Origin of the sequence: Acidovorax sp. LjRoot74, from assembly GCF_964254355.1 — a bacterium.
In the GTDB taxonomy this organism is placed as follows: domain Bacteria; phylum Pseudomonadota; class Gammaproteobacteria; order Burkholderiales; family Burkholderiaceae_C; genus Acidovorax.
The window spans coordinates 1,321,878-1,342,614 of record NZ_CAXUTI020000001.1; the positions used below are offsets into that span (position 1 = coordinate 1,321,878).

Annotated in this window: 18 protein-coding genes; 11 read left to right on the plus strand and 7 right to left on the minus strand. The window is 65.5% G+C overall.

From position 1 onward, the window contains the following. Positions 1 to 17: 17 nt before the first annotated feature. The 4 genes from ACSQ3O_RS06150 (at position 18) to ACSQ3O_RS06165 (ending at position 6,461) form a co-directional block, all read left to right on the plus strand. Positions 18 to 1,229, plus strand: a complete 1,212-nt coding sequence (locus ACSQ3O_RS06150) for an FAD-dependent monooxygenase (protein WP_436138221.1) — start codon at positions 18 to 20, stop codon at positions 1,227 to 1,229. 348 nt (positions 1,230 to 1,577) lie between these two features. Beyond that, positions 1,578 to 3,500 (plus strand): PrkA family serine protein kinase, encoded by a 1,923-nt coding sequence (locus tag ACSQ3O_RS06155; protein WP_436138222.1) that lies wholly within the window; start codon positions 1,578 to 1,580, stop codon positions 3,498 to 3,500. Between the two features lie 61 nt (positions 3,501 to 3,561). Beyond that, a complete protein-coding gene (locus ACSQ3O_RS06160) occupies positions 3,562 to 4,827 on the plus strand; it encodes a YeaH/YhbH family protein (RefSeq protein ID WP_436138223.1) in 1,266 nt (421 codons plus the stop codon). Next, the gene (locus tag ACSQ3O_RS06165) at positions 4,824 to 6,461 is read left to right on the plus strand and encodes a SpoVR family protein (RefSeq protein WP_436138224.1); all 1,638 of its coding nucleotides are present in this window, start codon (positions 4,824 to 4,826) and stop codon (positions 6,459 to 6,461) included. The genes ACSQ3O_RS06160 and ACSQ3O_RS06165 overlap by 4 nt, the downstream gene beginning before the upstream one ends. Before the next feature lie 87 nt (positions 6,462 to 6,548). On the opposite strand, the gene ACSQ3O_RS06170 is transcribed toward ACSQ3O_RS06165, so the two are convergent. After that, positions 6,549 to 6,923 (minus strand): MerR family transcriptional regulator, encoded by a 375-nt coding sequence (locus ACSQ3O_RS06170; protein WP_137745351.1) that lies wholly within the window; start codon positions 6,921 to 6,923, stop codon positions 6,549 to 6,551. A 93-nt stretch (positions 6,924 to 7,016) separates the two neighbouring features. Between ACSQ3O_RS06170 and ACSQ3O_RS06175 the strand changes: the two genes are divergently transcribed. Then, the gene (locus tag ACSQ3O_RS06175) at positions 7,017 to 7,487 is read left to right on the plus strand and encodes a hypothetical protein (RefSeq protein ID WP_137745350.1); all 471 of its coding nucleotides are present in this window, start codon (positions 7,017 to 7,019) and stop codon (positions 7,485 to 7,487) included. On the opposite strand, the gene ACSQ3O_RS06180 is transcribed toward ACSQ3O_RS06175, so the two are convergent. Beyond that, complete coding sequence (locus ACSQ3O_RS06180) at positions 7,452 to 9,179, minus strand: AraC family transcriptional regulator ligand-binding domain-containing protein (RefSeq protein ID WP_436138225.1); 1,728 nt, start codon at positions 9,177 to 9,179, stop codon at positions 7,452 to 7,454. The two genes, ACSQ3O_RS06175 and ACSQ3O_RS06180, sit on opposite strands and share 36 nt — an antisense overlap. Before the next feature lie 481 nt (positions 9,180 to 9,660). Continuing rightward, positions 9,661 to 9,828 (minus strand): hypothetical protein, encoded by a 168-nt coding sequence (locus tag ACSQ3O_RS06185; protein WP_436138226.1) that lies wholly within the window; start codon positions 9,826 to 9,828, stop codon positions 9,661 to 9,663. Positions 9,829 to 9,851: 23 nt separating this feature from the next. On the opposite strand from ACSQ3O_RS06185, the gene ACSQ3O_RS06190 reads away from it, so the two are divergent. After that, positions 9,852 to 12,428, plus strand: coding sequence for an ImpA family metalloprotease (locus tag ACSQ3O_RS06190; RefSeq protein ID WP_436138227.1), 2,577 nt, complete (start codon positions 9,852 to 9,854; stop codon positions 12,426 to 12,428). Positions 12,429 to 12,468: 40 nt separating this feature from the next. Then, positions 12,469 to 13,275 (plus strand): hypothetical protein, encoded by an 807-nt coding sequence (locus tag ACSQ3O_RS06195; RefSeq protein WP_436138228.1) that lies wholly within the window; start codon positions 12,469 to 12,471, stop codon positions 13,273 to 13,275. A 32-nt stretch (positions 13,276 to 13,307) separates the two neighbouring features. Here ACSQ3O_RS06195 and ACSQ3O_RS06200 read toward each other — a convergent pair whose 3' ends face one another. Both ACSQ3O_RS06200 and ACSQ3O_RS06205 read right to left on the minus strand, forming a co-directional pair. Continuing rightward, positions 13,308 to 14,522 (minus strand): AraC family transcriptional regulator ligand-binding domain-containing protein, encoded by a 1,215-nt coding sequence (locus tag ACSQ3O_RS06200; protein WP_436138229.1) that lies wholly within the window; start codon positions 14,520 to 14,522, stop codon positions 13,308 to 13,310. A gap of 170 nt (positions 14,523 to 14,692) precedes the next feature. Beyond that, positions 14,693 to 15,877 carry an MFS transporter gene (locus tag ACSQ3O_RS06205; RefSeq protein ID WP_436141083.1) on the minus strand — a complete coding sequence of 395 codons (1,185 nt, stop codon included), beginning with the start codon at positions 15,875 to 15,877 and terminating at the stop codon, positions 14,693 to 14,695. 709 nt (positions 15,878 to 16,586) lie between these two features. Between ACSQ3O_RS06205 and ACSQ3O_RS06210 the strand changes: the two genes are divergently transcribed. Together ACSQ3O_RS06210 and ACSQ3O_RS06215 are read left to right on the plus strand one after the other, a co-directional pair. Beyond that, entirely contained in the window at positions 16,587 to 16,949 is a 363-nt protein-coding gene (locus tag ACSQ3O_RS06210) for an MliC family protein (protein WP_137745346.1), read from the plus strand. Between the two features lie 217 nt (positions 16,950 to 17,166). Then, positions 17,167 to 17,346, plus strand: coding sequence for a hypothetical protein (locus ACSQ3O_RS06215; protein WP_436138230.1), 180 nt, complete (start codon positions 17,167 to 17,169; stop codon positions 17,344 to 17,346). 85 nt (positions 17,347 to 17,431) lie between these two features. On the opposite strand, the gene ACSQ3O_RS06220 is transcribed toward ACSQ3O_RS06215, so the two are convergent. Further along, positions 17,432 to 18,178, minus strand: a complete 747-nt coding sequence (locus tag ACSQ3O_RS06220; protein WP_436141084.1) for a Smr/MutS family protein — start codon at positions 18,176 to 18,178, stop codon at positions 17,432 to 17,434. 194 nt (positions 18,179 to 18,372) lie between these two features. Beyond that, positions 18,373 to 19,086, minus strand: a complete 714-nt coding sequence (radC, locus tag ACSQ3O_RS06225; RefSeq protein ID WP_436138231.1) for a RadC family protein — start codon at positions 19,084 to 19,086, stop codon at positions 18,373 to 18,375. 89 nt (positions 19,087 to 19,175) lie between these two features. Between radC and ACSQ3O_RS06230 the strand changes: the two genes are divergently transcribed. Together ACSQ3O_RS06230 and ispH are read left to right on the plus strand one after the other, a co-directional pair. Next, the gene (locus ACSQ3O_RS06230) at positions 19,176 to 19,640 is read left to right on the plus strand and encodes an FKBP-type peptidyl-prolyl cis-trans isomerase (RefSeq protein ID WP_436138232.1); all 465 of its coding nucleotides are present in this window, start codon (positions 19,176 to 19,178) and stop codon (positions 19,638 to 19,640) included. Beyond that, positions 19,640 to 20,635 carry a 4-hydroxy-3-methylbut-2-enyl diphosphate reductase gene (gene ispH, locus ACSQ3O_RS06235; protein ID WP_137749140.1) on the plus strand — a complete coding sequence of 332 codons (996 nt, stop codon included), beginning with the start codon at positions 19,640 to 19,642 and terminating at the stop codon, positions 20,633 to 20,635. Before ACSQ3O_RS06230 ends, ispH begins: the two co-directional genes overlap by 1 nt. The last annotated feature ends 102 nt before the right edge of the window (positions 20,636 to 20,737 follow it).

Genomic DNA, 20,737 nt, shown 5'->3' on the forward strand with positions numbered 1-20,737 from the left:
CTTGGGGCGGCCCGGCGATGAAAAAGCAGGTGTTGGTCGCCGGTGGCGGCATCGGCGGCTTGGCTGCTGCGTTGGGCGCCTCGCGCGCGGGCTGGGATGTGCGGCTGTACGAGCGTGCCGCCGCATTCAGCGAAGTGGGCGCGGGCGTGCAGATCGGGCCCAACGTGGTGCGGCGCCTGCAGGCCTGGGGTCTGCAACAGGCGCTGCAGGCGGTGGCCGCCTTCCCCAGTCGCTTGCAGGTGCGCAATGCCGTGAGTGGCCGCGAGCTGGCGGTGCTGCCGCTGGGCCCCACGGCGGTGGAGCGCTACGGCGCGGCCTACGCCACCATCCACCGCGCCGACCTGCATGGCCTGCTGCTGGAGGGGGTCAGCCAGGGCACCAGCGCGCAACTGAATCTGGACCACGCCATCGACCGCTTCACCGACAACGGCGAAGTGGTCACCGTGCGCACCAGCCGGGGCAAGGAGGTGGAGGGCGACGCGCTGATCGGCGCCGACGGCCTGTGGAGCCGCACGCGCACCCAGCTTTTGGGCGCCATGCCACCGCGCGTGACGGGCCACCTCGCCTACCGCGCGCTGGTGCCGCAGCAGGCGCTGCCCGAGGCGCTGCGCACCACCCAGGTCACTGCCTGGCTGGGGCCACGCCTGCATGCGGTGCAATACCCCGTGCGCCGGGGCGAGCTGCAGAACATCGTCGTCATCGTGCAGGGCCCCGCGCCGCAGGACCTGGAGAACTGGGACCATGCTGCCAACGCCGCAGGCCTGGACCATGCGCTGCAAGGCACCTGCACCGCATTGCAGGACATGGTGCGCGGTGTGAGCGATCACGCCCCCGCAGGCTGGCGCCTGTGGCCGCTGTGTGACCGCCCGCCCGTGGGCAGTGCCGACGAGATGGCGCGTGGCCTGGTGGGCCTGCTGGGTGATGCCGCCCATCCCATGCGCCCCTACCTGGCGCAGGGTGCGGGCATGGCCATCGAGGATGCGGCCGAGCTGCAGCGCGCGCTGGCCATGCACGACCTGGAGGTGCCGCTGCGCCTCACCCGCTACGCACTCAACCGCTGGCAGCGCAACGCCCGCGTGCAGGCGCGCTCCATCCGCAATGGGCGCATTTTTCATGCCACAGGGCCCATGCGCTGGGGGCGCGATCTGTCGCTGCGCCTGCTGGGCGAGCGCGTGCTGGATGTGCCCTGGCTGTACCGGGGGGATGGCTCCAGCGCCAGCTCTTTGTGATCGGTGTGGGGCGCGATATGGGGAGTATGGGGCGTATGGGGCCGTGATCTGGGCCCTGTCGTCACGACCCGATTGGGGGCGCGTTGGGGCCATTGCACGCCCTCTGCAGGTTGTCAGGATATTCCCTATCCGGGGCAACCCGCGCAGGCACGGCGCGGGGTGAACTTTGTGCATTGTGCAGCGCTCTACCGCTGTATGTGCAAAGCACCGAAAAGGCAACAGATGTGACCACGAATTTGCTGTTCAAGCACAGGCCGTGGTGCTACAAAGAGCCAAGCCGGTAGCGATTCCCACTGCAACACCGTGGTACTTCCCGAGCCCGCCGGGGGTGCCGCCACAGGAGGTCGTATGGATGCCATCAGCAATTTCGCCGCGCGCTATGCCCGTAGCCGTGAAGAGGAAATGTCGATTGACGAGTACCTCACCGAGTGCAAGCGCGATCCCATGGCCTTCGCCACCGCTGCCCAGCGTATGCTGGCTGCCATTGGCGAGCCCGAGACGGTGGACACGCGCAACGACCCGCGCCTCTCGCGCCTGTTTGCCAACAAGGTCATCAAACGCTATCCCGCCTTTGCCGAGTTCTATGGCATGGAAGACGCCATCGAGCAGGTGGTGAGTTTCTTCCGCCACGCGGCGCAGGGGCTGGAAGAGCGCAAGCAGATTCTCTACCTGCTGGGCCCCGTGGGCGGGGGCAAAAGCTCCATCGCAGAGCGCCTGAAATACCTCATGCAGAAGGTGCCGTTCTATGCCCTCAAGGGCTCGCCGGTCAATGAATCGCCGCTCGGCCTGTTCGATGCGATTGAAGACGGCCCGGTGCTCGAAGAGCAGTTCGGCATTCCCCGGCGCTACCTGCAGCGCGTGCTTTCGCCCTGGGCCGTGAAGCGGCTCGAAGAGTTTGGCGGTGACATCCGCCAGTTCCGGGTGGTCAAGCGCTACCCCAGCATCATGAAGCAGGTCGGCATTGCCAAGACTGAGCCGGGTGATGAGAACAACCAGGACATCTCCAGCCTGGTGGGCAAGGTGGACATCCGCAAGCTCGAAACCTATGCCCAGGACGACACCGATGCCTACAGCTACAGCGGCGGCCTGTGTCTGGCCAACCAGGGGCTGCTGGAGTTTGTGGAAATGTTCAAGGCGCCCATCAAGGTGCTGCACCCGCTGCTCACCGCCACGCAGGAGGGCAACTACAAGGGCACCGAGGGGTTTGGCGCCATCCCGTTCGACGGTGTGGTACTGGCCCACAGCAACGAAAGCGAGTGGAAGGCGTTTCGCAACAACAAGAACAACGAGGCGTTTCTGGACCGCATCTACATCGTCAAGGTGCCGTACTGCCTGCGGGTGAGCGAAGAAACCCGCATCTACGAAAAGCTCATCCGCGAATCCTCGCTGGGCAACGCCGTGTGCGCGCCGGGCACGCTCAAGATGATGTCGCAGTTCGCCGTGCTTACGCGCCTGAAGGAGCCCGAGAACTCCAGCATCTTCAGCAAGATGCAGGTGTATGACGGCGAGAGCCTGAAGGACACCGACCCGCGCGCCAAGAGCTACCAGGAGTACCGTGACTACGCCGGTGTGGACGAGGGCATGACGGGTATCTCCACCCGGTTTGCGTTCAAAATTCTGTCGAAGGTGTTCAACTTCGACAGCGCCGAAGTGGCGGCCAACCCGGTGCACCTGATGTATGTGCTGGAGCAGCAGATCGAGCGCGAGCAGTTCCCTGCCGAACTGGAGACCAAGTACACCGGCTACATCAAGGAGTTCCTGTCGCCGCGCTATGCCGAGTTCATCGGCAAGGAAATTCAGACCGCCTACCTGGAGAGCTACAGCGAGTACGGCCAGAACATCTTCGACCGCTACGTCACCTACGCCGACTACTGGATCCAGGACAACGAGTACCGCGACACCGACACCGGCGAGGTGTTCGACCGCGGTGCGCTCAATGCCGAACTGGAAAAGATCGAGAAGCCTGCAGGCATCGCCAACCCCAAGGACTTCCGCAACGAGATCGTCAACTTCGTGCTGCGGGCGCGTGCCAACAACCAAGGCAAGAACCCCAGCTGGACCAGCTACGAAAAGCTGCGCCTGGTGATCGAGAAGAAGATGTTCTCCAACACCGAAGAGCTGCTGCCGGTGATCAGCTTCAACGCCAAGGCCAGTGCCGAAGAGGCGCGCAAGCACGAGGACTTTGTCACCCGCATGGTGAACAAGGGCTACACGCCCAAGCAGGTGCGCCTGCTGTGCGAGTGGTACCTGCGCGTGCGCAAAAGCAGCTAGTTGATCGATGGGTTGGCCAGCGTGCCGTTATGGGGCGCTGGTCCATGAAGGGGGCAAGTGGATGGCACTGCAAATCATCGACCGCAGGCTCGCAGGCAAGAACAAGTCCGTCGGCAACCGCGAGCGTTTTGTCCGCCGCTTCAAGGAGCAGATTGCGGACAGCGTGCGCCGTGCCGTCTCGCAGCGGGGCATCCGCGACATCGAGCAGGCCGAGAACATCACCATTCCCAAGAAGGACATCGGCGAGCCGGTGTTCCACCACGGCCAGGGCGGCGTCCGCGACACGGTGCACCCCGGCAATGCGGAGCATGTGCGCGGCGACCGCATCGAGCGGCCCAAGGGGGGCAGCGGGCGCGGCTCGCAGGCCAGCGATGGGGGGGAGGGCGAGGACGACTTCACCTTCACGCTGACCAAGGAAGAGTTCATGCAGCTCTTTTTTGAAGACCTGGCGCTGCCGCACCTGCTGCGCACCCACATTGGCGAGAACCCGCTGTGGAAGTCGCGCCGCGCGGGCTACAGCCAGGACGGCATACCCAACAACCTCGCCGTGCTGCGCACCATGCGCGGCGCTTTGGGGCGGCGCATTGCGCTGGGCAAGTCCGCACACCGCGAACTGCTGGCGCTGCAGGAGGAGCTGGATGCCCTGCTGGCGCAGGACGACGGCACCAGCGAGGCGGTGGCCGCGTTGCAGCGCCGCATCGATGCGCTGCAGGTGCGTATCGGCCGCATTCCTTATCTCGACCCCATCGATCTGCGCTTTCGCGCGCGCACCCAGGTGCCGGTGCCCAACAGCCAGGCGGTGATGTTCTGCCTGATGGATGTCTCGGGCTCCATGGACGAGGCGCGCAAGGACCTGGCCAAGCGCTTTTTCATCCTGCTGTACCTGTTCCTCACGCGGCACTACGAGAAGATCGACATCGTCTTCATCCGCCACCACACCCAGGCCGCCGAGGTGAGCGAGGAGCAGTTCTTCCACTCCACCGAAAGCGGGGGCACGGTGGTCAGCAGTGCGCTGGTGCTGCTCGACCAGATCATCCGCGCGCGGTATCCCAGTGGCGACTGGAACATCTACGTGGCCCAGGCCAGCGATGGCGACAACTTCACCAACGACAGCGGCAATTGCCGCAACCTGCTGGTGGACCGCATCCTGCCGCTGGTGCGCTACTTTGCCTATGTGCAGGTGGCCGAGGAAGAACAGAACCTGTGGGATGAATACAGCCAGCTGCTGCCGGTGTTCTCGCACTTCGCCATGCGCAAGGTGTCGCAGCCGGGCGAGATTTATCCCGTGTTCCGCGACCTCTTCAAGAAGGAAGGGGTGCAGGTATGAGCAACATGACCCAGTACCCCGTGCTGGAGCGCCGCATCCACGACAACCCTTGGAAGGCGGCCGCCGTGGGCGAGCGCCGCCACCATGCCGTGCCCGAGCAGCCCCTGCCCGCCGGGGCGCGGCCCGCCGAGCCGCTGCCCGACCCGAGCGACTGGACCTTTGACCTCATCGAGCGCTACCACGCGGCCATCGCCGCCACAGCCGAGCGTTTTGGCCTGGACACCTACCCCAACCAGCTGGAGATCATCACCGCCGAGCAGATGATGGACGCCTACTCCAGCGTGGGCATGCCGGTGAACTACCGGCACTGGAGCTACGGCAAGGAGTTTCTGGCCACCGAGCGGCGCTACCGGCGCGGGCACATGGGCCTGGCGTATGAGATCGTCATCAACTCCAACCCCTGCATCAGCTACTTGATGGAGGAGAACACCACCGCCATGCAGGCCCTGGTGATTGCCCATGCGGCCTATGGCCACAACAGCTTCTTCAAGGGCAACTACCTGTTTCGCATGTGGACCGATGCGTCCAGCATCATCGACTACCTGGTGTATGCCAAGGACTACGTGGCGCAGTGCGAGGAGCGCTACGGTTTTGACGAGGTGGAGCGCATCCTTGACTCCTGCCATGCGCTGGCCAACTTCGGGGTGGACCGCTACCGCCGCCCCTCCAAGAAAAACCTGGCGCGTGAGCGCCAGGAGCGTGCGCAGCGCGAGGCTTACGCCCAGCAGCAGGTCAACGAACTCTGGCGCACCCTGCCCACGCGGCCTGGCAAGGACGACGCCGTGCCCGAGCACAACCGCTTTCCGCAGGAGCCGCAGGAAAACATCCTGTACTTCATCGAAAAGAACGCGCCCCTGCTGGAGCCCTGGCAGCGCGAGATCGTGCGCATCGTGCGCAAGATCGCGCAGTATTTCTACCCCCAGCGCCAGACCCAGGTGATGAACGAAGGCTGGGCCACGTTCTGGCACTACACGTTGCTCAACACGCTGTATGACGAAGGCCACCTGAGCGATGGCGTGATGATCGAATGGCTGGGCTCGCACACCAATGTGGTCTACCAGCCGCCCGTGGGGCATCGCGCCTACAGCGGCATCAACCCCTATGCGCTGGGCTTTGCGATGTACCGCGACATCCAGCGCATCTGCCAGAACCCCACGGCCGAAGACCGGCACTGGTTCCCCGACATCGCAGGCACGCCCTGGCTGCCTGCGCTCGACCAGGCCATGCGCAACTTCAAGGACGAAAGCTTCATCGGCCAGTACCTCAGCCCGCACCTGATGCGAGAGATGCGCCTGTTTGCGCTGCACGACGACGCCAGCCAGGGCGACCTGGTGGTCAGCGAGATCCATGACGAGAACGGCTACCGCAAGCTGCGCCAGATCCTGTCGCAGCAGTACGACCTGGGCACGCGCGAGCCCAACATCCAGGTCTGGAACGTGAACCTGCGCGGCGACCGCAGCCTGACCCTGCGCCACACCCAGTACCAAAGCCGCCCGCTGGCCGATGACACCCAGGAGGTGCTCAAGCATGTGGCGCGCCTGTGGGGTTTTGGCGTGCAGATCGAGGGAGTGGACGCCTATGGCAACCACCCGGTGCTGCTGCACGTGGTGCCCGCGTCCGCGTCAGCTGCGTAGCGGGTGTGGGGTGAGTTTGCTATCTATTTGATAGCTTAAAGGGCATGGTGAACGCGCGGTAAGGCCTATTTTTTCTTCAAATTCTGTCTAGGCCAGGCTCGAGGAGGGCCCCCGGGTGTGCAGCGGGCAGTCGGTGGCCACGCGCTCTGCCAGTGTCTGGCGCAGCGCCTGCAGCGCGGCAATGCGCGCGTCGATCTCGCCGAGCTTGCTGGCCAGCACCTGGTTCAGCAGCGGGCCCGGTTCGGGGGCATCCCAGATGCTGGGCAGGCGGTCGCCAATCTCGGCCAGCGTAAAGCCCAGTTGCTGCGCCGTGCGGATGTACTGCACCAGCGTCACCACCTCGGGCGGGTAGTCGCGGTAGCCGTTGGCCAGGCGCCGCGCGCGGATCAGGCCCTGCTGTTCATAAAACCGCAGCGCCTCGCGGCTCAGGCCCGAGGCCGTGGCCAGTTCTCCGATCAACATGATCCTGCTCCCCCCACAAAGTGCTTGACCCTGAAGCGTACTTCAAGGTGGAAGCTCGGGACCTCATTGATTCATTCACAGAGGTTTCTTGTCATGCACATCCCCGCCTTCGCTTCCGACCGTTACCTGCGCATCGTGCGCGCCAGCGGCTGGTACGACCTGCTCGTCACCTGGCCGTTTGCCTTGCCCTGGACCTTTGCCTGGCTTTATGCCCAGCTGAACCTGCTGGCCCAGACGCTCGGACTGCCGGGCACGCTGCACCCGCTCGACAGCACCCACATGCTGCTGGCTAACTTGCTCGGATCGGTGGTGGTGGTGTGGTCGGTGGCGCGCATCGTGGCGCCTTCGCTGCTGCTCGGGCGGCTGGATGGTGTGGCGCGCTTTTTGTTTGCCGCGTGGCAGATCTACGCCGTGGCGCACGGGGCCAGTGCCATCGTGCTGGGCTTCACCGCTTTCGAGCTGGTGTTTGGTGTGCTGCAGTGGTGGCGCGTGCAAGGTGCGGGCTCGGCCGCCACCTGCCCTCCTGCATCAGAGGCGCTTCGTGCGCGAGCACAGGGGGCTTGAATTTGCACGCCTTGGTTCGTACAAGGCGGCGAGTCGCTGGGCTTCGGCAGTCACCGGCTGGCTGGCTGCGCGTTGGGTGTGGACCGCGCTGCGCGGCAGGCCCCAGGCCGAGAGCAGCAGGGCGCCTGCGGTGTGCCGGTCCAGCCCGAAGCGCTTGCGTTCCTGCTCCAGTACCTGGGCACGGGACCAGTTTTGCGCCTCGCGCAGCAGGCGGCCGTAGGGTGCGCCCACCATCCGGTGCATCAGCAGTGCGCCCAGCTCGTACCAGGCCACGTCCTGCCGCGTGCGCTGCTGCGCGTCGGCGCTCAATGCCGCGAACCAGTCCAGCCCTGGCAGACTTTCCAGCGCAGTGTAGCAGGCACGCCACAGAGGCGCCAGGGCTGCTACGGGCTGCCCTGGCCCGGCCTGCAGGTGCAGCCCCCCGATCAATTGGTCGAAACGTTCGGGACGGAGCTGCGTGGTCAGGCCACGGGCGTCGTCCAGCAGCCGACCACCATATTCGGCCCTGTTGGCCAGGCCCAGCAGATAGGCTTGTACCAGCGGCCCTGCGGGTTGCTGCAGCGCATTGAGGCAGGTCTCGTCCATGGCGCTGTGCGAGGGGGATGGCAGCATGCGCAGGAGCGCCACGGGATCGCTCCAGTCCTCGGCGATGGCCTGGGCCGCCAGCAGCAGACGGTCGCGGCGAGCCAGTGCGGGCGTGGTGTCAAACCACGTCGCAAATGCGCGTTCCAGCGAGAACCGGCTGGCATAGCCGAGACTGCGCACCACGGCCTCCACCGGGGCGCCTTCCAGAACCAGCAGCTGGAACGCCAGGCGGCGGCGGTGCGCGTTGTAGATGTCCGAAAAACGCATGCCCTCCACCCGCAACTGGCGGCGCAGTGCACTGCCGCTCAGGCCCAGCCGCAAAGCTGTGCTCTCAATGCCCATAGCGCCCTGGCCAGTGTGCGAAAAAAAGCAGCCGATCAGTTTCAGGCTGAGGGGGATGGGGGCGTCACTGTTGCGCAACAGGGCCACGAATCCAGCGCGCATCGCGTGCTTGATTCGGGGGTTTCCGCCTGGCAGTGTTTGATCAAGCAGGTGCGCCGGGTAGCGCAGGGTGCTGTAGGGTGCTCCCATCTGCACCGGGGCGCCGAACAAGGCGTGCAGCGGCTCCCGGCATGGAGAGGGCGGCGCGATGGAGCTGGCTGATAGCGGCGTTGCGCGCTCTGCCAGGCTGAGGTCCAGAATGCGCTTGATCCAGGCCAAAGCCCCTTCTGCTAGCAACCGCGATGCCAGCCGTGTGGGAGCGTGGTAGGGCTGCAAACGCATCTCGAAACTGTCAGAGTCCGCATTGACGAAAAAGCCGAAGTAACCAAACGGCAGCATGAGCGGCTGGTTGGTTACCAGGTCGGCCAGCATCTCGCGCAGTTGAGAGCTGCTGCGCAGAAAGTACACCTGCCCGTAGCCCACGCTGGCGTCAAACTGAAGGGCCAGCCAGGCGCATATATGGGGTTCACCCGCGGCATGCAGCCGTTCGATGAGATCACAAAACGACGCATGGGCGAGTTGGCTGCGGTCGCTTGGATCGGCCCGCCGCAGGCCGGTCTCGCGCTCCAGTGCGCGCAGCAACTCGGGCCGGTTTGACAGGCGCTGGTACAGGGGCAGCAGCCAGCGCATTTCAAGCGCAAGGCCAGCGAGATACGTCGAAGTCAAACCAAACTCTTTGTGTCCATCGGCCGACGAATATATCTGGTGGAGGGTGCCAGACGGGGCCCGTGGCGTGGGTGAGCACCCGATGTGGCTAGCTTGAGCGCTATTGTCATTTGCGCCTTGGCAGAGCGCCGGTAACCTCCGCTTCCCCTCGATGGGGGGTGCTGCGCCCCAAGGCGCAAAGGTCCCGCATGGGCGCTGCTCCCCAGGCAAAACGCAGAAGAGACCCAGTCTCCGCATGCCCGTACTTCTTCCAACAGGATTTCTCAACATATGCAGGCATACAAGCTTGTCCCACTGCTTTTGACCGTGGCTCTGACCGCCTGTGGTGGCGGGAAAGATGACCACCCCCAAGGCACTGACTCAGGCGTTGAATCGCCCCCTGGCACCAGCCCCGCACCGGGTCAGGGCAGCAATTCCGAGCCAGAGAACCCGTCAACGCCAACGCCAACGCCAACGCCAACGCCAACGCCTGTCCCCGGACCTACCCCCACACCGTCGCCCGATCCAACACCAACACCAACACCAACACCAGCACCAGCACCAGCACCAGCACCAGCACCAGCACCAGCACCGGCACCGGCACCGGCACCGGCACCGGCACCAGCACCGGCACCAGCACCCATACCCACCGACAGAATCGCTCAAGCACTCCAGTCCGGCGACCCCCGCCCGTTGCAGCCTGCCGACACGCTCACTCTGCTAGAGCGTGCAACCCGCCTTGCCGTGCAGTTGCAAAGCCGACAGACGGGCATAGTGGCCAACATCTACCGGGGTGGCGAGACGCTGGATCTGTCGCTCGATCACACCACCTCCAGCACCACCGTCACACCCATCGCCACCACGCCGTCGGCGTCGGTCATGGTGGCGCCATTCATCCTCAGCGACAACAACAGTGGCATGGCGGCCGTGTCGGAGGTACAGGCAGGCCGTGGCCTGGCGTATGGTGCCAACGTGCTGGACTGGATGGCCAATGGCACCCGCGAGGCCCAGCATGCGCCACTGTTTAGGCGCGCCTTCACCTGGCTGATGCGAGGGGATGCCAATGCCGCCTTGCCCGCCGGCATCTCCTTCAGCACGGCGGGCTACGCTGGCGCCACGGTGCAGAAATACATCGCTACAACGGGCAAGCAGGGCCGGGAAGTCGTCTGCGATATCGCCAATGCCGCCAATACCTGCTGGCAGCAGGCCGACTTGCTGGTTTTTGGTGCTGGCGTGAAGGCCGACCCCAGCCTGACGGCGCTGGTCGGCAAGTACCTCGCCGCTGGCAAGGCCGTGATCTATATGCACAACAACTGGACGGAGTCGGCCGGCGGCCGCCAGGTCCTGTTGGCCATGGGCATGACGCTCGGGGGCTATCCGGGCAACTACTTTGCCGGGGCTGCAGGTGTCAGTGTGGGCCAGGCCCGCACGGCAGAGCAAAGCCTGGGCAAGAGCGACCAGATCGGCAGCCTGCCCAATGTCCTGCGCATGCTTGCGAACGACAACCTGGTCCACAGCTTCAGCACGGACCAGACCCCTACCGAGCCCATCAACAAGATCCACAACGACCTGGCCGGATTTGATGGGCGCGGGGATGCTGTGTTCGGCAGTGCCGATACCGAGCTGTACCGGCTGCTGGTGCTGTGGGCGGATCTGTGGCGGCCAAACATCGAGTACGGCAAAGGCCTGAGCAAAACCGGTAGTTCTGCAGCCTTCCTGCGGGCCTATGCCTCTGATTCGTGGACGCATTACAGCCGTAGTGCCACCACCGTTTCGCCCAAGGGGCAGGGGGGCTACATGCCTGTTGCGGCGCAGAGCCTGCCTGTGGTGGCCGATGAGGTGGTGAACGTCACCATCGCGCAAGCCAGCGGGAAAACAGCCATAGGCCGTGCAGCGCTGCCTGGCAAACCCCTCACGATCGAGATCGTGGAGGCGGCCGATGGCAGCAGCTACGGCATTCAGACCAGCCATATCCGCACAGCCGGTAGCCCTTTTGACGCCACGTACGCACATCCGCGTCGGCCACAGTCTTTTGCCGTACCACTGCCCCGCAGCAAGGTGACGACTTTTGTGACCCCCTTCGGCGGTCCACTGTTCCTGAACTACAGCGGGACCACAGGTGGCAGCACGGTCAAATTGCGTATCAAGGGCGGCGCCAAATACGCACACTTTGATTTCAGCGGCGCCCCGCCGAGCGATGTGGAGATCGCCGAGGCGGTTGCTGCTGTGGCGCGTCAGGATTTCGGTTGGATGACGGCCAAATTCGTAGGGGGAGAAATCCAGCAGACCATTGGCTACGCCAAATCGGTCATTGGTTCCAAGAGTCCCCGGACTTATGTGATGGATGAACTCAAAGGAATCCTCTTCGATACCAACCATATCGCCAACGGCTACAGCAACTTGCCGCTGATGCCCAACGTGAAGACCATCTGCGATAGCCTGGGCTGGACCTGCGACGGCCCTTTGCACCGAGCCCCGGGCGTGCAGCATTTTGTGGGCTGGATAGCGACCTGCGGTTTCCTTTGCTCGGGCAATCCTTCTGATGGCTTCGCAGGCATTGGATTGGGCTGGGGCTGGGCGCATGAGCTGGGCCACAACACCGTGCAGCGGGTGATGCACCTGGACTTTGGCAGCAACCGTGGCTGCGTTGTTGAATGCGACAACAACAATCTGGCCGTGGCCCAGACTTTCAGGACCTATGCGCTGTTGGGGCAGGACGAGAATGGCAACCGCACCGGTCATCCCGCGCTGTATCAGCACATACTGGCCAACCGTGCCACGAACCTGGAGGGTGAGGCGCAGCGCAGTGATATGGAAGCGCGCCTCTGGGGTGGTGGCGCAGAGGCCAAGATGGCTTTCTGGATGCAACTGTCCTTCCTGTACACCAGGGAGCGCCTAAGCATGGTCCAGCCGACGGCGGCCACAGCGCTGGAATACCACAATATGCTGACCAAAGGCGATCGCCTCGTGGCCAAGGCTTGGGATGCAACCGACCCAGGCAAGTACGGCATGGGTCGTTTCAGTGACAACAAGATCAGCAACCAGGATCTGCTGTTTGTGCTCAGCTCGAAAATCATCGCCAAAGACTTGCGCAAGATTTTTGCGATGTATGGCATGCCTGTGAGCCAGAAGGCACTGGATTCGGTCGCAGACCTGAAGCTGCCCGTCGCCGACCGGAGCTTCTATGCCATCGCTGCTGGCAAAAGCAATCGTTTTTCGACCGGCCAATGGGTCAATTTGGAAGGCCAGGCACCGGCCTATCCGTTCTGATCTGGGCCGCGCGGGGCCGCCTCTGTCCGCAGGAGGCTGCATGATCCCGGGTCTTGATGGGCTGACTATCGCGATGTCGATTGCCACAGTGCCGTGTCTGGTGGCCGGCGTGCTGGGGCGCCGGTGGTGGCTGGTACAGTCTGCAGCACGCAGCCTGCGCGTGCCCGCGCGGTGGCCGCTGCAGGCGCGTGTTGTGGTCAATGCCGAGGAACGCAGAGTCTGGCGCTGGCTGCACCAGGTGTTTGATGACCACCAGATCCTGCTGAAGACGCCGGTGACCTGTTTCACGCGGGCGCCGTCGCGGGAGGGTGGTTTGCGCTGGCACCCGCTGCTGCGGGGCATGTACTGCACCTTCACCGTGTGCACTGCCGACGGCCATGTGCTGGGCTGTATCGATGTGCTCCAGGATGATCAGGGCTTGCCACGCAGCCAACGCCAGTTCCGGCGCGCGCTGCTGTCACGCTGCTCCATTGCCTACAGCGTCGTGGTGGCTGATCGCCTGCCGACGGCGGAGGAGATCCGCCTGGAGCTGCTGGGGGATGAAAGTCCCACCCTGGGCCCATCCTCCGAGCGCCACGCTGGCATCAGCGCGGCGCGCTGGAAGCTGCAGGCCGCGATCAACAGCAGGCGCCACATGCTGCGTGGCGACCCAGGGCCACTGGCTGTCGATGGTGCGAACGAGATCTTCTATGCCTCTGAGGAGGGGCGGCCTGAGAATGCCTTTTACGCGGGGGCGTGGCAGCAGTACGACTCTTTCATCGCACCCCTGCACGGGCAGCGCAAGTTATCAGGCGGAGCCGAAGGCGCGCGGGATGACACGCCGCCTGATGCTGCCAAGGCGGTGTGAAGGCAGCAGCGGGAGTGCGGCAGGACTGTGCGTCAGAGGGCCTCTGATGCCATGCCCATGCCCATGCGCATCTGGCGGATGCTTGCCGCCGGCGCACCGGCTGCGCACAGCAGCAGTGCGGCCAGGCGCGGCCCGTGCATGTTGGCCTGAGGCCGAGGCTCCACGGTGGCTGCGGCGGCCAGCCAGGCTTCCATATCGTCGCAGGGCAGGGTGGTGTCGATGGACTCCAGCGCGGCCCTGCGCTGTGCCATGTCGGGCCAGGCCGCCACCAGCTCGCCACGCAGTTGCGCCGGGCGGCAGCCAAACCAGCCGAGGAATGCGCGCTCCAGCGTGGTCCGGTCTGCATAGCCCAGGCGCCGGGCGATCACGTCGATGCCTTCTTCGTCATAGGCCAGGCAGCGCAGCGCGCGGGCACGCCGGTCGGCTTGCAGCAGTGCCGAGAAGGAACTGCCCTCGCCGGACAGGCGCCGCCGCAGGGAGCTGGTGCCGCAATTGAATGCACGGGCCGCACTCGCCTGGCTCGCCCGGCTGGGGTCGGTCAGGGCCCCCAGCCACTGGCGCAGCCGTTCTGTGGCGCTGACCCCATGCCGAACGGGAGGCACCAGGTAGTCGAGCGAGGTGCGCAGGGCCGCGAGAAGGGCAGGGTTGCTGCCGGGCAAGGGCAGGCCCAGCATTTCGGCCGGGTAGCAGACTGCGAATTCGTCCATGCCAAAGCGCGGCATCACGCCAAACAGAGCTTCCAATTGCTCTGCCTGTGGGGTCGCTGGCGTCATGAGTTCAATGGCCTGTGGTCGCAGGGGGCGGGCCACGCAGTGCGACAGCAGGCAGATCAGCCAGGCCACGCCGGCCTCGTAGCGCAGTTGTCGGCCCAGCCGCTGGGTTTGATAGTGCGGGCGCATGACAAGACGCAGTTGCTGGCCATCCTTGTGCATGCCGAACTCGCCGTCTGGCAGCAGGCGGCTGCGCAGGCGCACGATCTCGTGCAACGCGGCTTCCAGAGTGGTGCAGCTGCGCAGGTAGTAGGCAATGCCATGGCCGGTGCTCAAGTCCGATTGCAGCGCAAGCCAGGCGCCGACATGGGGCTCACCTTCTGCATGCAGCATTTCAAGCAGCTCCAGCAGCGCAGATGTCGCCATCAGGTCCTTGCCTTGCCCGGTCACGCTGCGCAGGCCCCACTGGGCCTGCAGCTTCGCCAGCAGCGCAGGTCGGTCGGCAAGCCGCGCATACAGCGGTTGAAGGTGGGCCATTTCAAGCCCATTGAAAGTTTGCATTGCGTAGGAGGGGGGCGCACCGGTCTGCGCCTGCGCAACCAGCGCCCATGGTGGGGCTGGTTGCTATTTTTATGATAGCTATATGCGCACTGTGCAAAGGCGCAGGGGCTATTTTAGTGCCCCGTTTCTGCTCTACACCACGCGGCTCAGTGCGCGGGGGCCGGTGCGGGCAGGCACCTGAAGGCGATGGCGCCCGCCGCCAGCATGCCCGCGATGGTCAGCATCACCGCCACATACGGGTCCGCGCCCCGTGCGGCGGCCAGCGAGGCGGCCAGGCCCGTCACCCATTGCATCAGTGCCACGCCCAGAAACAGGGCCATGGTGAACACCGCCATGGCCCGCCCGGTCATGGCCGCCGGGTAGGACGAGCGCACATCGGCGTACTGCAGCACCATGTAGCCCGACAGCAAACCCACGGCAATCGAGCCGCTCACGTCCAGCCACTCGGCGTGCAACAAGCCGATGGCCGCAAACAGCCCGGCCAGCAGCAGCGTGAAGCCCACCAGCCAGCGCCTGCGCCGCCCGGGCCCGGGGTCGATGCGCCCGAAATACGCCGGTGTGAACAGCGACACCAGCGACGAAAGCATGGCCACATTGCCACTGGCCACCAGGCTGTAGCCATGCCGCTCGATGAGCAGCGGCCCCAGCCACAGCCCGCGCAAGGTGAGGAAGGAGGCATAGGTCATCAGCGCCAGCAGCATGATGCCGGCCGTGTGGGGCAGCAAGAACAGCGCGCCAAAGCCGCGCACGGCGGCACCGACCGATTCGCGTGGCAGCGTGCTGTGTGCAGGCTGCGCGGGCTCGTGCACCTTCCAGAAGATCAGCAGCCAGGCCAGTGCAGCCAGCCCGGCCAGCACGCCAAACCCCATGCGCCAGGACGACTGCTGCACCAGCCAGGCCAGCGGTGTGCCTGTGAACAGCATGCCCAGCCCGCCCACGCCCATCGCCACGCCCGACACCATCGCAAACCGGCTGGCCGGAAAGTAGCGTGCGATGAACACTGTGCACACCAGAAAGGCGGGCGCGCAGCCCACGCCAATCAGCACCTGGCCCAGCAACACCCCGCCGTAGCTCGGTGCCAGCGCCGACAGCAGCGCACCCGCAATGGTGAGCGGGAAGGCCACCAGCAGCGTGCGCCGCACGCCATACAGGTCGATGCCGATGCCCATGAAGAGCTGCATGGAGCCGAACGCAAACGCAAAGGCCCCGGCAAACACCCCCAGCGCCTGCGCCGACAGCCCGAACTCCGCCCGCAACCCGGTGGCCATGATGGCCGTGATGGTGCGAAACGCCTGGCTCAGCGCAAAGCCCGACACCAGTGCCAGCAGCATGGCCCAGGCGGCGCGGGAAGAGAGCAGGGGGGCGGGTTGCGATGGCGGCAGGGGCGTGGACACGGGTGCGGGTCTCCAGAAAGAAGTCGGCAGCTGGTGGCTCGGGGTGGCGCCACCGGCCGCAGGGCCCCGCGAGGTTACCTGCAGCGCGTGAAGGCTGCTGTCGCGAATGGACGGGATGGACAGGTGGTGCACAGGCCCGGGATGGCCTGGGGGCGTTGGCCGCGGGCGCTTTGAACCGGCTCTTAGGGTATGTCCCAGTCTGGCGCGCCATACCCCACCAAGGGCGTCGGTTGCTGGGGATTTTGGGCTGCTGGTGCTTGTAATCAGATGTTTTTGGACGGTATTGGGCGTTCCGGTGCGCCCAATAAAGCCCGGCCCTGGGGTTCTCTGGCCCGTCATCAGGGCGCCACAGGGCGCAGACAGACTTTAGAGGCAGCTCTCGATGTGGGGATCACCCCAATGACGGGCCCTGGGGGCCTGGGGCACTCTTGTGGTCATGCGCTGCACCGGGTGTGGGTCATGGCTCTGGAATCTCAGGTTTCGGTCTCTCGCAAGTGGGAAGGTGCAGGTGTGGTGAGTGGCAAGGTTTGTGCTTAGGTGGCAGCCAGGGGCTTGTGAACAGGCCCCCGTGGCCGGGGGCCACCAGCCGTTGGATGGAAGTTGTCGGATGCGCCGCCAGGGTGCGCCGCGATGTCAGGAGTGACCGATGAAGACGATGGTTTTGCTGGGTTCGGGTGCGTTGGCCACCCTGTTGTTGTCGGGCTGCGCAAGCCAGCCCCCTGCGATGCAGGCCTTCAGTGCCCCAGCGGACGGCAGCAGCATGCAATACGCCTGCGGCAACGGTGAAAAGGTCGAAATGCAGTTCTACCCCGACCAGGGCCGCAGCGTGATGCGCCGCAGTGGCTGGACGGTGGAGCTGCCCCGGCAAGTGGCAGAAACCGGCTACGCCTACAGCAATGGCCCCACCACGGTGCTGGGCAAGGGCAACGAGTTGACCATCCAGATTGGCCATCTGGCACCGATCTGGTGCCGCAGCAACCGCTCCATGATGGTGGCTGGGGTCAAGTAACAGACCTTTCTTTTTTGCCTTCCGGCTGCTGGCCGGTTCGATGGATTTTTTCTGAAGGCCTGCGCAGTGCGACTGCGCAGGCCCTTTGCCGTTTCAGGAGGCTCCCGGCGTGCAGGCCTCATGGGCTGTTGGAGCAGCGGGGCGTTGCTCCAGGGTCAGGGGCGTAACCAGGTGGTTGCCCTGCGCATCCAGCACGCTGACGGCCACTTGGCTGGAGGTGAACACGACCACCGGCGCGCTGGCCCAGCGCTCCATGGTGGTGTCCACCGCCATCCTGAACGGCGACACCCCTGGGCTGTACAACCGCTTTGACATTGCCAACGAGCGCAGCCTGCAGGTGGGCAACCTGGCCTACCAGCTCTCGGGCGGGCAGGTGTTTGACAAGGTCGGAGACTGAAACGCATCCGAGTGCGAATCAAGCAGAGATCCATAAAAACGATAGCTGCCAGCGTTTCCCTGGCAAAGGAGCAAGTTGCTATTTTTTATGAATGCCTGTGCAACACAGGCTGCAACAGCACCACCAGCGCGCCTGCGCCACCATCCATCGGCCGCGCCTGTACGAAGGCCAGCACCTCGTTCTTCTGCACCAGCCAGCGCTGCACGCGGCTTTTGAGCACGGGGCTCTTGCCGGGCGAGCCCAGTCCCTTGCCGTGCACCACGCGCACGCAGCGCAGGCCGGTTTTGTGGGCGTGGCGGATGAAGTCGCCCAGCGCCTCGCGCGCCTCATCCACGCGCAGGCCGTGCAGGTCCAGCTGGCGCTGGATGCTCCAGTGGCCCGCGCGCAGGCGGCGCGTGATCTCCACGCCGATGCCGGGGCGGCGAAAGCTGAGCTGGTCGTCGGTGTCCAGCAAGGTGCTCACGTCGAAGTCGTCGCTGATTGATTCCATCAGCACCCGCTCTTCGTCCAGCCAGTGCTGCACCGGCAGCGGCGGCGGCTGGTGGCGGCGCACGCGTGCCAGGTTGGGGTTGCGCAGCGGGGTGACGGGGCCCACGCTGCGGCTGAAGAGGTGGCGCTCGGCTTCGGCCCGGGCGGCCGCTTCGCGCCGGGCCTTGTCTTCGGCCTCGCGGCGCTCCTGCTCCTCGCGCAGGCGGCGGGCCACGGTGGCCAGGTCCTGCAGCTGGGTGATGCGTTCGCCTGCACGGCGCGGTGCCGGGGGGGCGCGGCGCCTGGGTGGTGCGGGGCTCTCTGCGGCTGTGGGCGCAGCGGGGGCGTGGCGCAGTGGGCGCATGGCCGCCTTGGCTGCTGCTTTTTTGTCGGCCAGGCCTGCGCGCCGGGTAGACCGGGACGCGGTGGGGGCCGCAGGTGCAGGGGCGATTCCGGTGGGTTCCACGGGGGCTGGTTTACCGGGTGCAGCGCGCGCAGCACGCGCCAGCGCGGCTTGCAGGGCCGTGGGCGGGTGGGCTGGTGCGGGGGCTGGGGCGGTCACACAAGGCCCTTTTCGGCCATCGACAGCGCCTGGCCCGGCGCCACGATGACGTGGTCGAGCACGCGCACATCCACCAGCGCCAGCGTGGTCTTCAGGGTCTGGGTCAGCGCCTCATCCGCACGGCTGGGTTGTACGCTGCCGCTTGGGTGGTTGTGGGCCAGCACGACGGCGGCGGCCTGGTGGTGCAGGGCGCGCAGCACCACCTCGCGCGGGTACACGCTGGTCTGGGTGAGCGTGCCGCGAAACAGCTCCTCCAGCGCCAGCAGGCGGTTTTGCGCATCGAGGAACAGCACGGCAAACACCTCGTGCCCCTTGGCGGCCAGGTGGAGCTGCAGGTAGTGTTTGACGGTATCAGGCGAGTCGAACACCTCGCGCTCGCGCAGCTGCTGGGCCAGGGCTCGGCGGGCCAGCTCCAGCACCGCCACCAGCTCGGCGCGCTTGGCAGGGCCCAGGCCCTTGATGCGCTCCAGGTCGGCCGCGCTGGTGTGCAGCAGCCCGGCAATGCCGCCAAAGCCACCGGTGATGGCGCCCGTTGCCGGGTCGAGGCCGGGCGGGTCGAGCAGTTCCTGCGCCATTTGCAGCACGCCTTTGCCCACGATGCCCGTGCGCAGCAGGATGGCCAGCAGCTCGGCATCGGCCAGGGCGGCGGGGCCGCGCGCCAGCAGTTTTTCGCGGGGCTGGGCGTCGGCGGGCAGGTCTTTGAGGGGCATGGCGCAGGGTTTTTGGCGCCCGTCGGGGGCCAACGGGCGTAGGGCTTTGCCCGGTTTTCTACAATGCGGGCCAGTTTATCGGGACTTTCATGACCACTACAGCTGCCGCCCTTCCTACCGTCCAGCCGGGTTCTTTCCTCACCTTGCACTACCGCCTGGCGGGCCCGGCGGGGGATGTGATCAACACCTTTGCCGACAAGCCGGCCACCCTGTCGCTGGGCACGGGCGAGCTGTCGCCCGCCATGGAGCAGCGCCTGCTGGGCCTGGCCGAGGGCACGCGCACCACGTTCGAGCTGCCTGCGGGCGAGGCCTTTGGCGAGCGCAACCCTGACATGCAGCAATGGGTGGCCCGCAAGCTGATGAACGAGCTGGGCGACCCCGACGAAAAGTACAACGTGGGCGATGTGGTGCAGTTCCCCACCCCCGACGGCCAGGGCAGCTACGCCGGGGCCGTGATGCAGGTGCGTGAAGACGGCGCGGTGCTGTTCGACTTCAACCACCCGCTGGCGGGCCAGCCTGTGACCTTTGAAGTGCAGCTGATCGGGATCCTGTGATGCAGGCGCCGCAAGAAATCCTGCTGGCCGAGCCGCGCGGCTTTTGCGCCGGTGTGGACCGCGCCATCGAGATCGTGGAGCGCGCCATCCAGAAGTTTGGCGCCCCCATCTACGTGCGCCACGAAATCGTGCACAACACCTACGTGGTGAACGACCTCAAGGCCAAGGGCGCGATCTTCATCGAAGAGCTGTCGGATGTGCCCCCGGGCGCCACGCTGGTCTTCAGCGCCCATGGTGTGAGCAAGGCGGTGCAGCAAGAGGCCGAGGCGCGGGGCTTCAGCATTTTTGACGCCACCTGCCCGCTGGTGACCAAGGTGCATGTGGAGGTCGCCAAGCTCGCCAAAGAGGGCTACGAATTCATCATGATCGGCCACAAGGGTCACCCTGAGGTCGAGGGCACCATGGGCCAGCTCGACCACGGCATTCACCTGGTGGAAGACGTGGAAGACGTGGCCCGCGTGCAGCCCGCGCAGACCGAGAAGCTGGCTGTGGTCACGCAGACCACGCTGAGTGTGGACGACGCCGCTGAAATCTCGGCCGCCGTGCGTGCGCGGTTCCCGAGCGTGCGCGAGCCCAAGCAGCAGGACATCTGCTACGCCACGCAGAACCGGCAGGATGCCGTCAAGGTACTGAGCCCGCAGGTGGACGTGGTGATCGTGGTGGGCAGCCCCACCAGCTCCAACAGCAACCGCCTGCGCGAGCTGGCGGCCAAGCTGGGCACCACGGCCTACATGGTGGACAGTGCCGACGAACTGCAGGGCGAATGGTTCAAGGGCCGCGCGCGTGTGGGGCTCACAGCCGGTGCTTCGGCGCCTGAAATCCTGGTGCAGCAGGTCATCGACCGCATCAAGGCGCTGGGCGCGGTGTCGGTGCGCAGCATGGCGGGCATCGAGGAGACCATCAAGTTCCCGCTGCCCAAGGGGCTCAAGATCGACGCTGCCACGGGGCTGGAGATTCGGGAGCGCACGCCAGAGACGGGGCCGTCTGCCCACTGACGGTCGGGCGGTTCATTTGAGAAAAGGGCGCTTGCAGGCGTCCTTTGTTCTTTTACTCCTGAATTGATAACTGCTATCGCTTGACTATCGCGCGGTAGCGGC

Bases quoted from the DNA above. Each gene is read 5' to 3' on its own strand.
- ACSQ3O_RS06220 (WP_436141084.1), bottom strand. From the start codon at position 18,178: ATGCGCCCACTGCGCCACGCCCCCGCTGCGCCCACAGCCGCAGAGAGC.
- ACSQ3O_RS06170 (WP_137745351.1), bottom strand. From the start codon at position 6,923: ATGTTGATCGGAGAACTGGCCACGGCCTCGGGCCTGAGCCGCGAGGCG.
- ACSQ3O_RS06230 (WP_436138232.1), top strand. From the start codon at position 19,176: ATGACCACTACAGCTGCCGCCCTTCCTACCGTCCAGCCGGGTTCTTTC.
- ACSQ3O_RS06210 (WP_137745346.1), top strand. From the start codon at position 16,587: ATGAAGACGATGGTTTTGCTGGGTTCGGGTGCGTTGGCCACCCTGTTG.
- ACSQ3O_RS06150 (WP_436138221.1), top strand. From the start codon at position 18: ATGAAAAAGCAGGTGTTGGTCGCCGGTGGCGGCATCGGCGGCTTGGCT.
- ACSQ3O_RS06155 (WP_436138222.1), top strand. From the start codon at position 1,578: ATGGATGCCATCAGCAATTTCGCCGCGCGCTATGCCCGTAGCCGTGAA.
- ispH (WP_137749140.1), top strand. From the start codon at position 19,640: ATGCAGGCGCCGCAAGAAATCCTGCTGGCCGAGCCGCGCGGCTTTTGC.
- ACSQ3O_RS06165 (WP_436138224.1), top strand. From the start codon at position 4,824: ATGAGCAACATGACCCAGTACCCCGTGCTGGAGCGCCGCATCCACGAC.
- ACSQ3O_RS06200 (WP_436138229.1), bottom strand. From the start codon at position 14,522: ATGGCCCACCTTCAACCGCTGTATGCGCGGCTTGCCGACCGACCTGCG.
- ACSQ3O_RS06195 (WP_436138228.1), top strand. From the start codon at position 12,469: ATGATCCCGGGTCTTGATGGGCTGACTATCGCGATGTCGATTGCCACA.
- ACSQ3O_RS06175 (WP_137745350.1), top strand. From the start codon at position 7,017: ATGCACATCCCCGCCTTCGCTTCCGACCGTTACCTGCGCATCGTGCGC.
- ACSQ3O_RS06205 (WP_436141083.1), bottom strand. From the start codon at position 15,877: ATGCTGCTGGCACTGGTGTCGGGCTTTGCGCTGAGCCAGGCGTTTCGC.
- radC (WP_436138231.1), bottom strand. From the start codon at position 19,086: ATGCCCCTCAAAGACCTGCCCGCCGACGCCCAGCCCCGCGAAAAACTG.
- ACSQ3O_RS06160 (WP_436138223.1), top strand. From the start codon at position 3,562: ATGGCACTGCAAATCATCGACCGCAGGCTCGCAGGCAAGAACAAGTCC.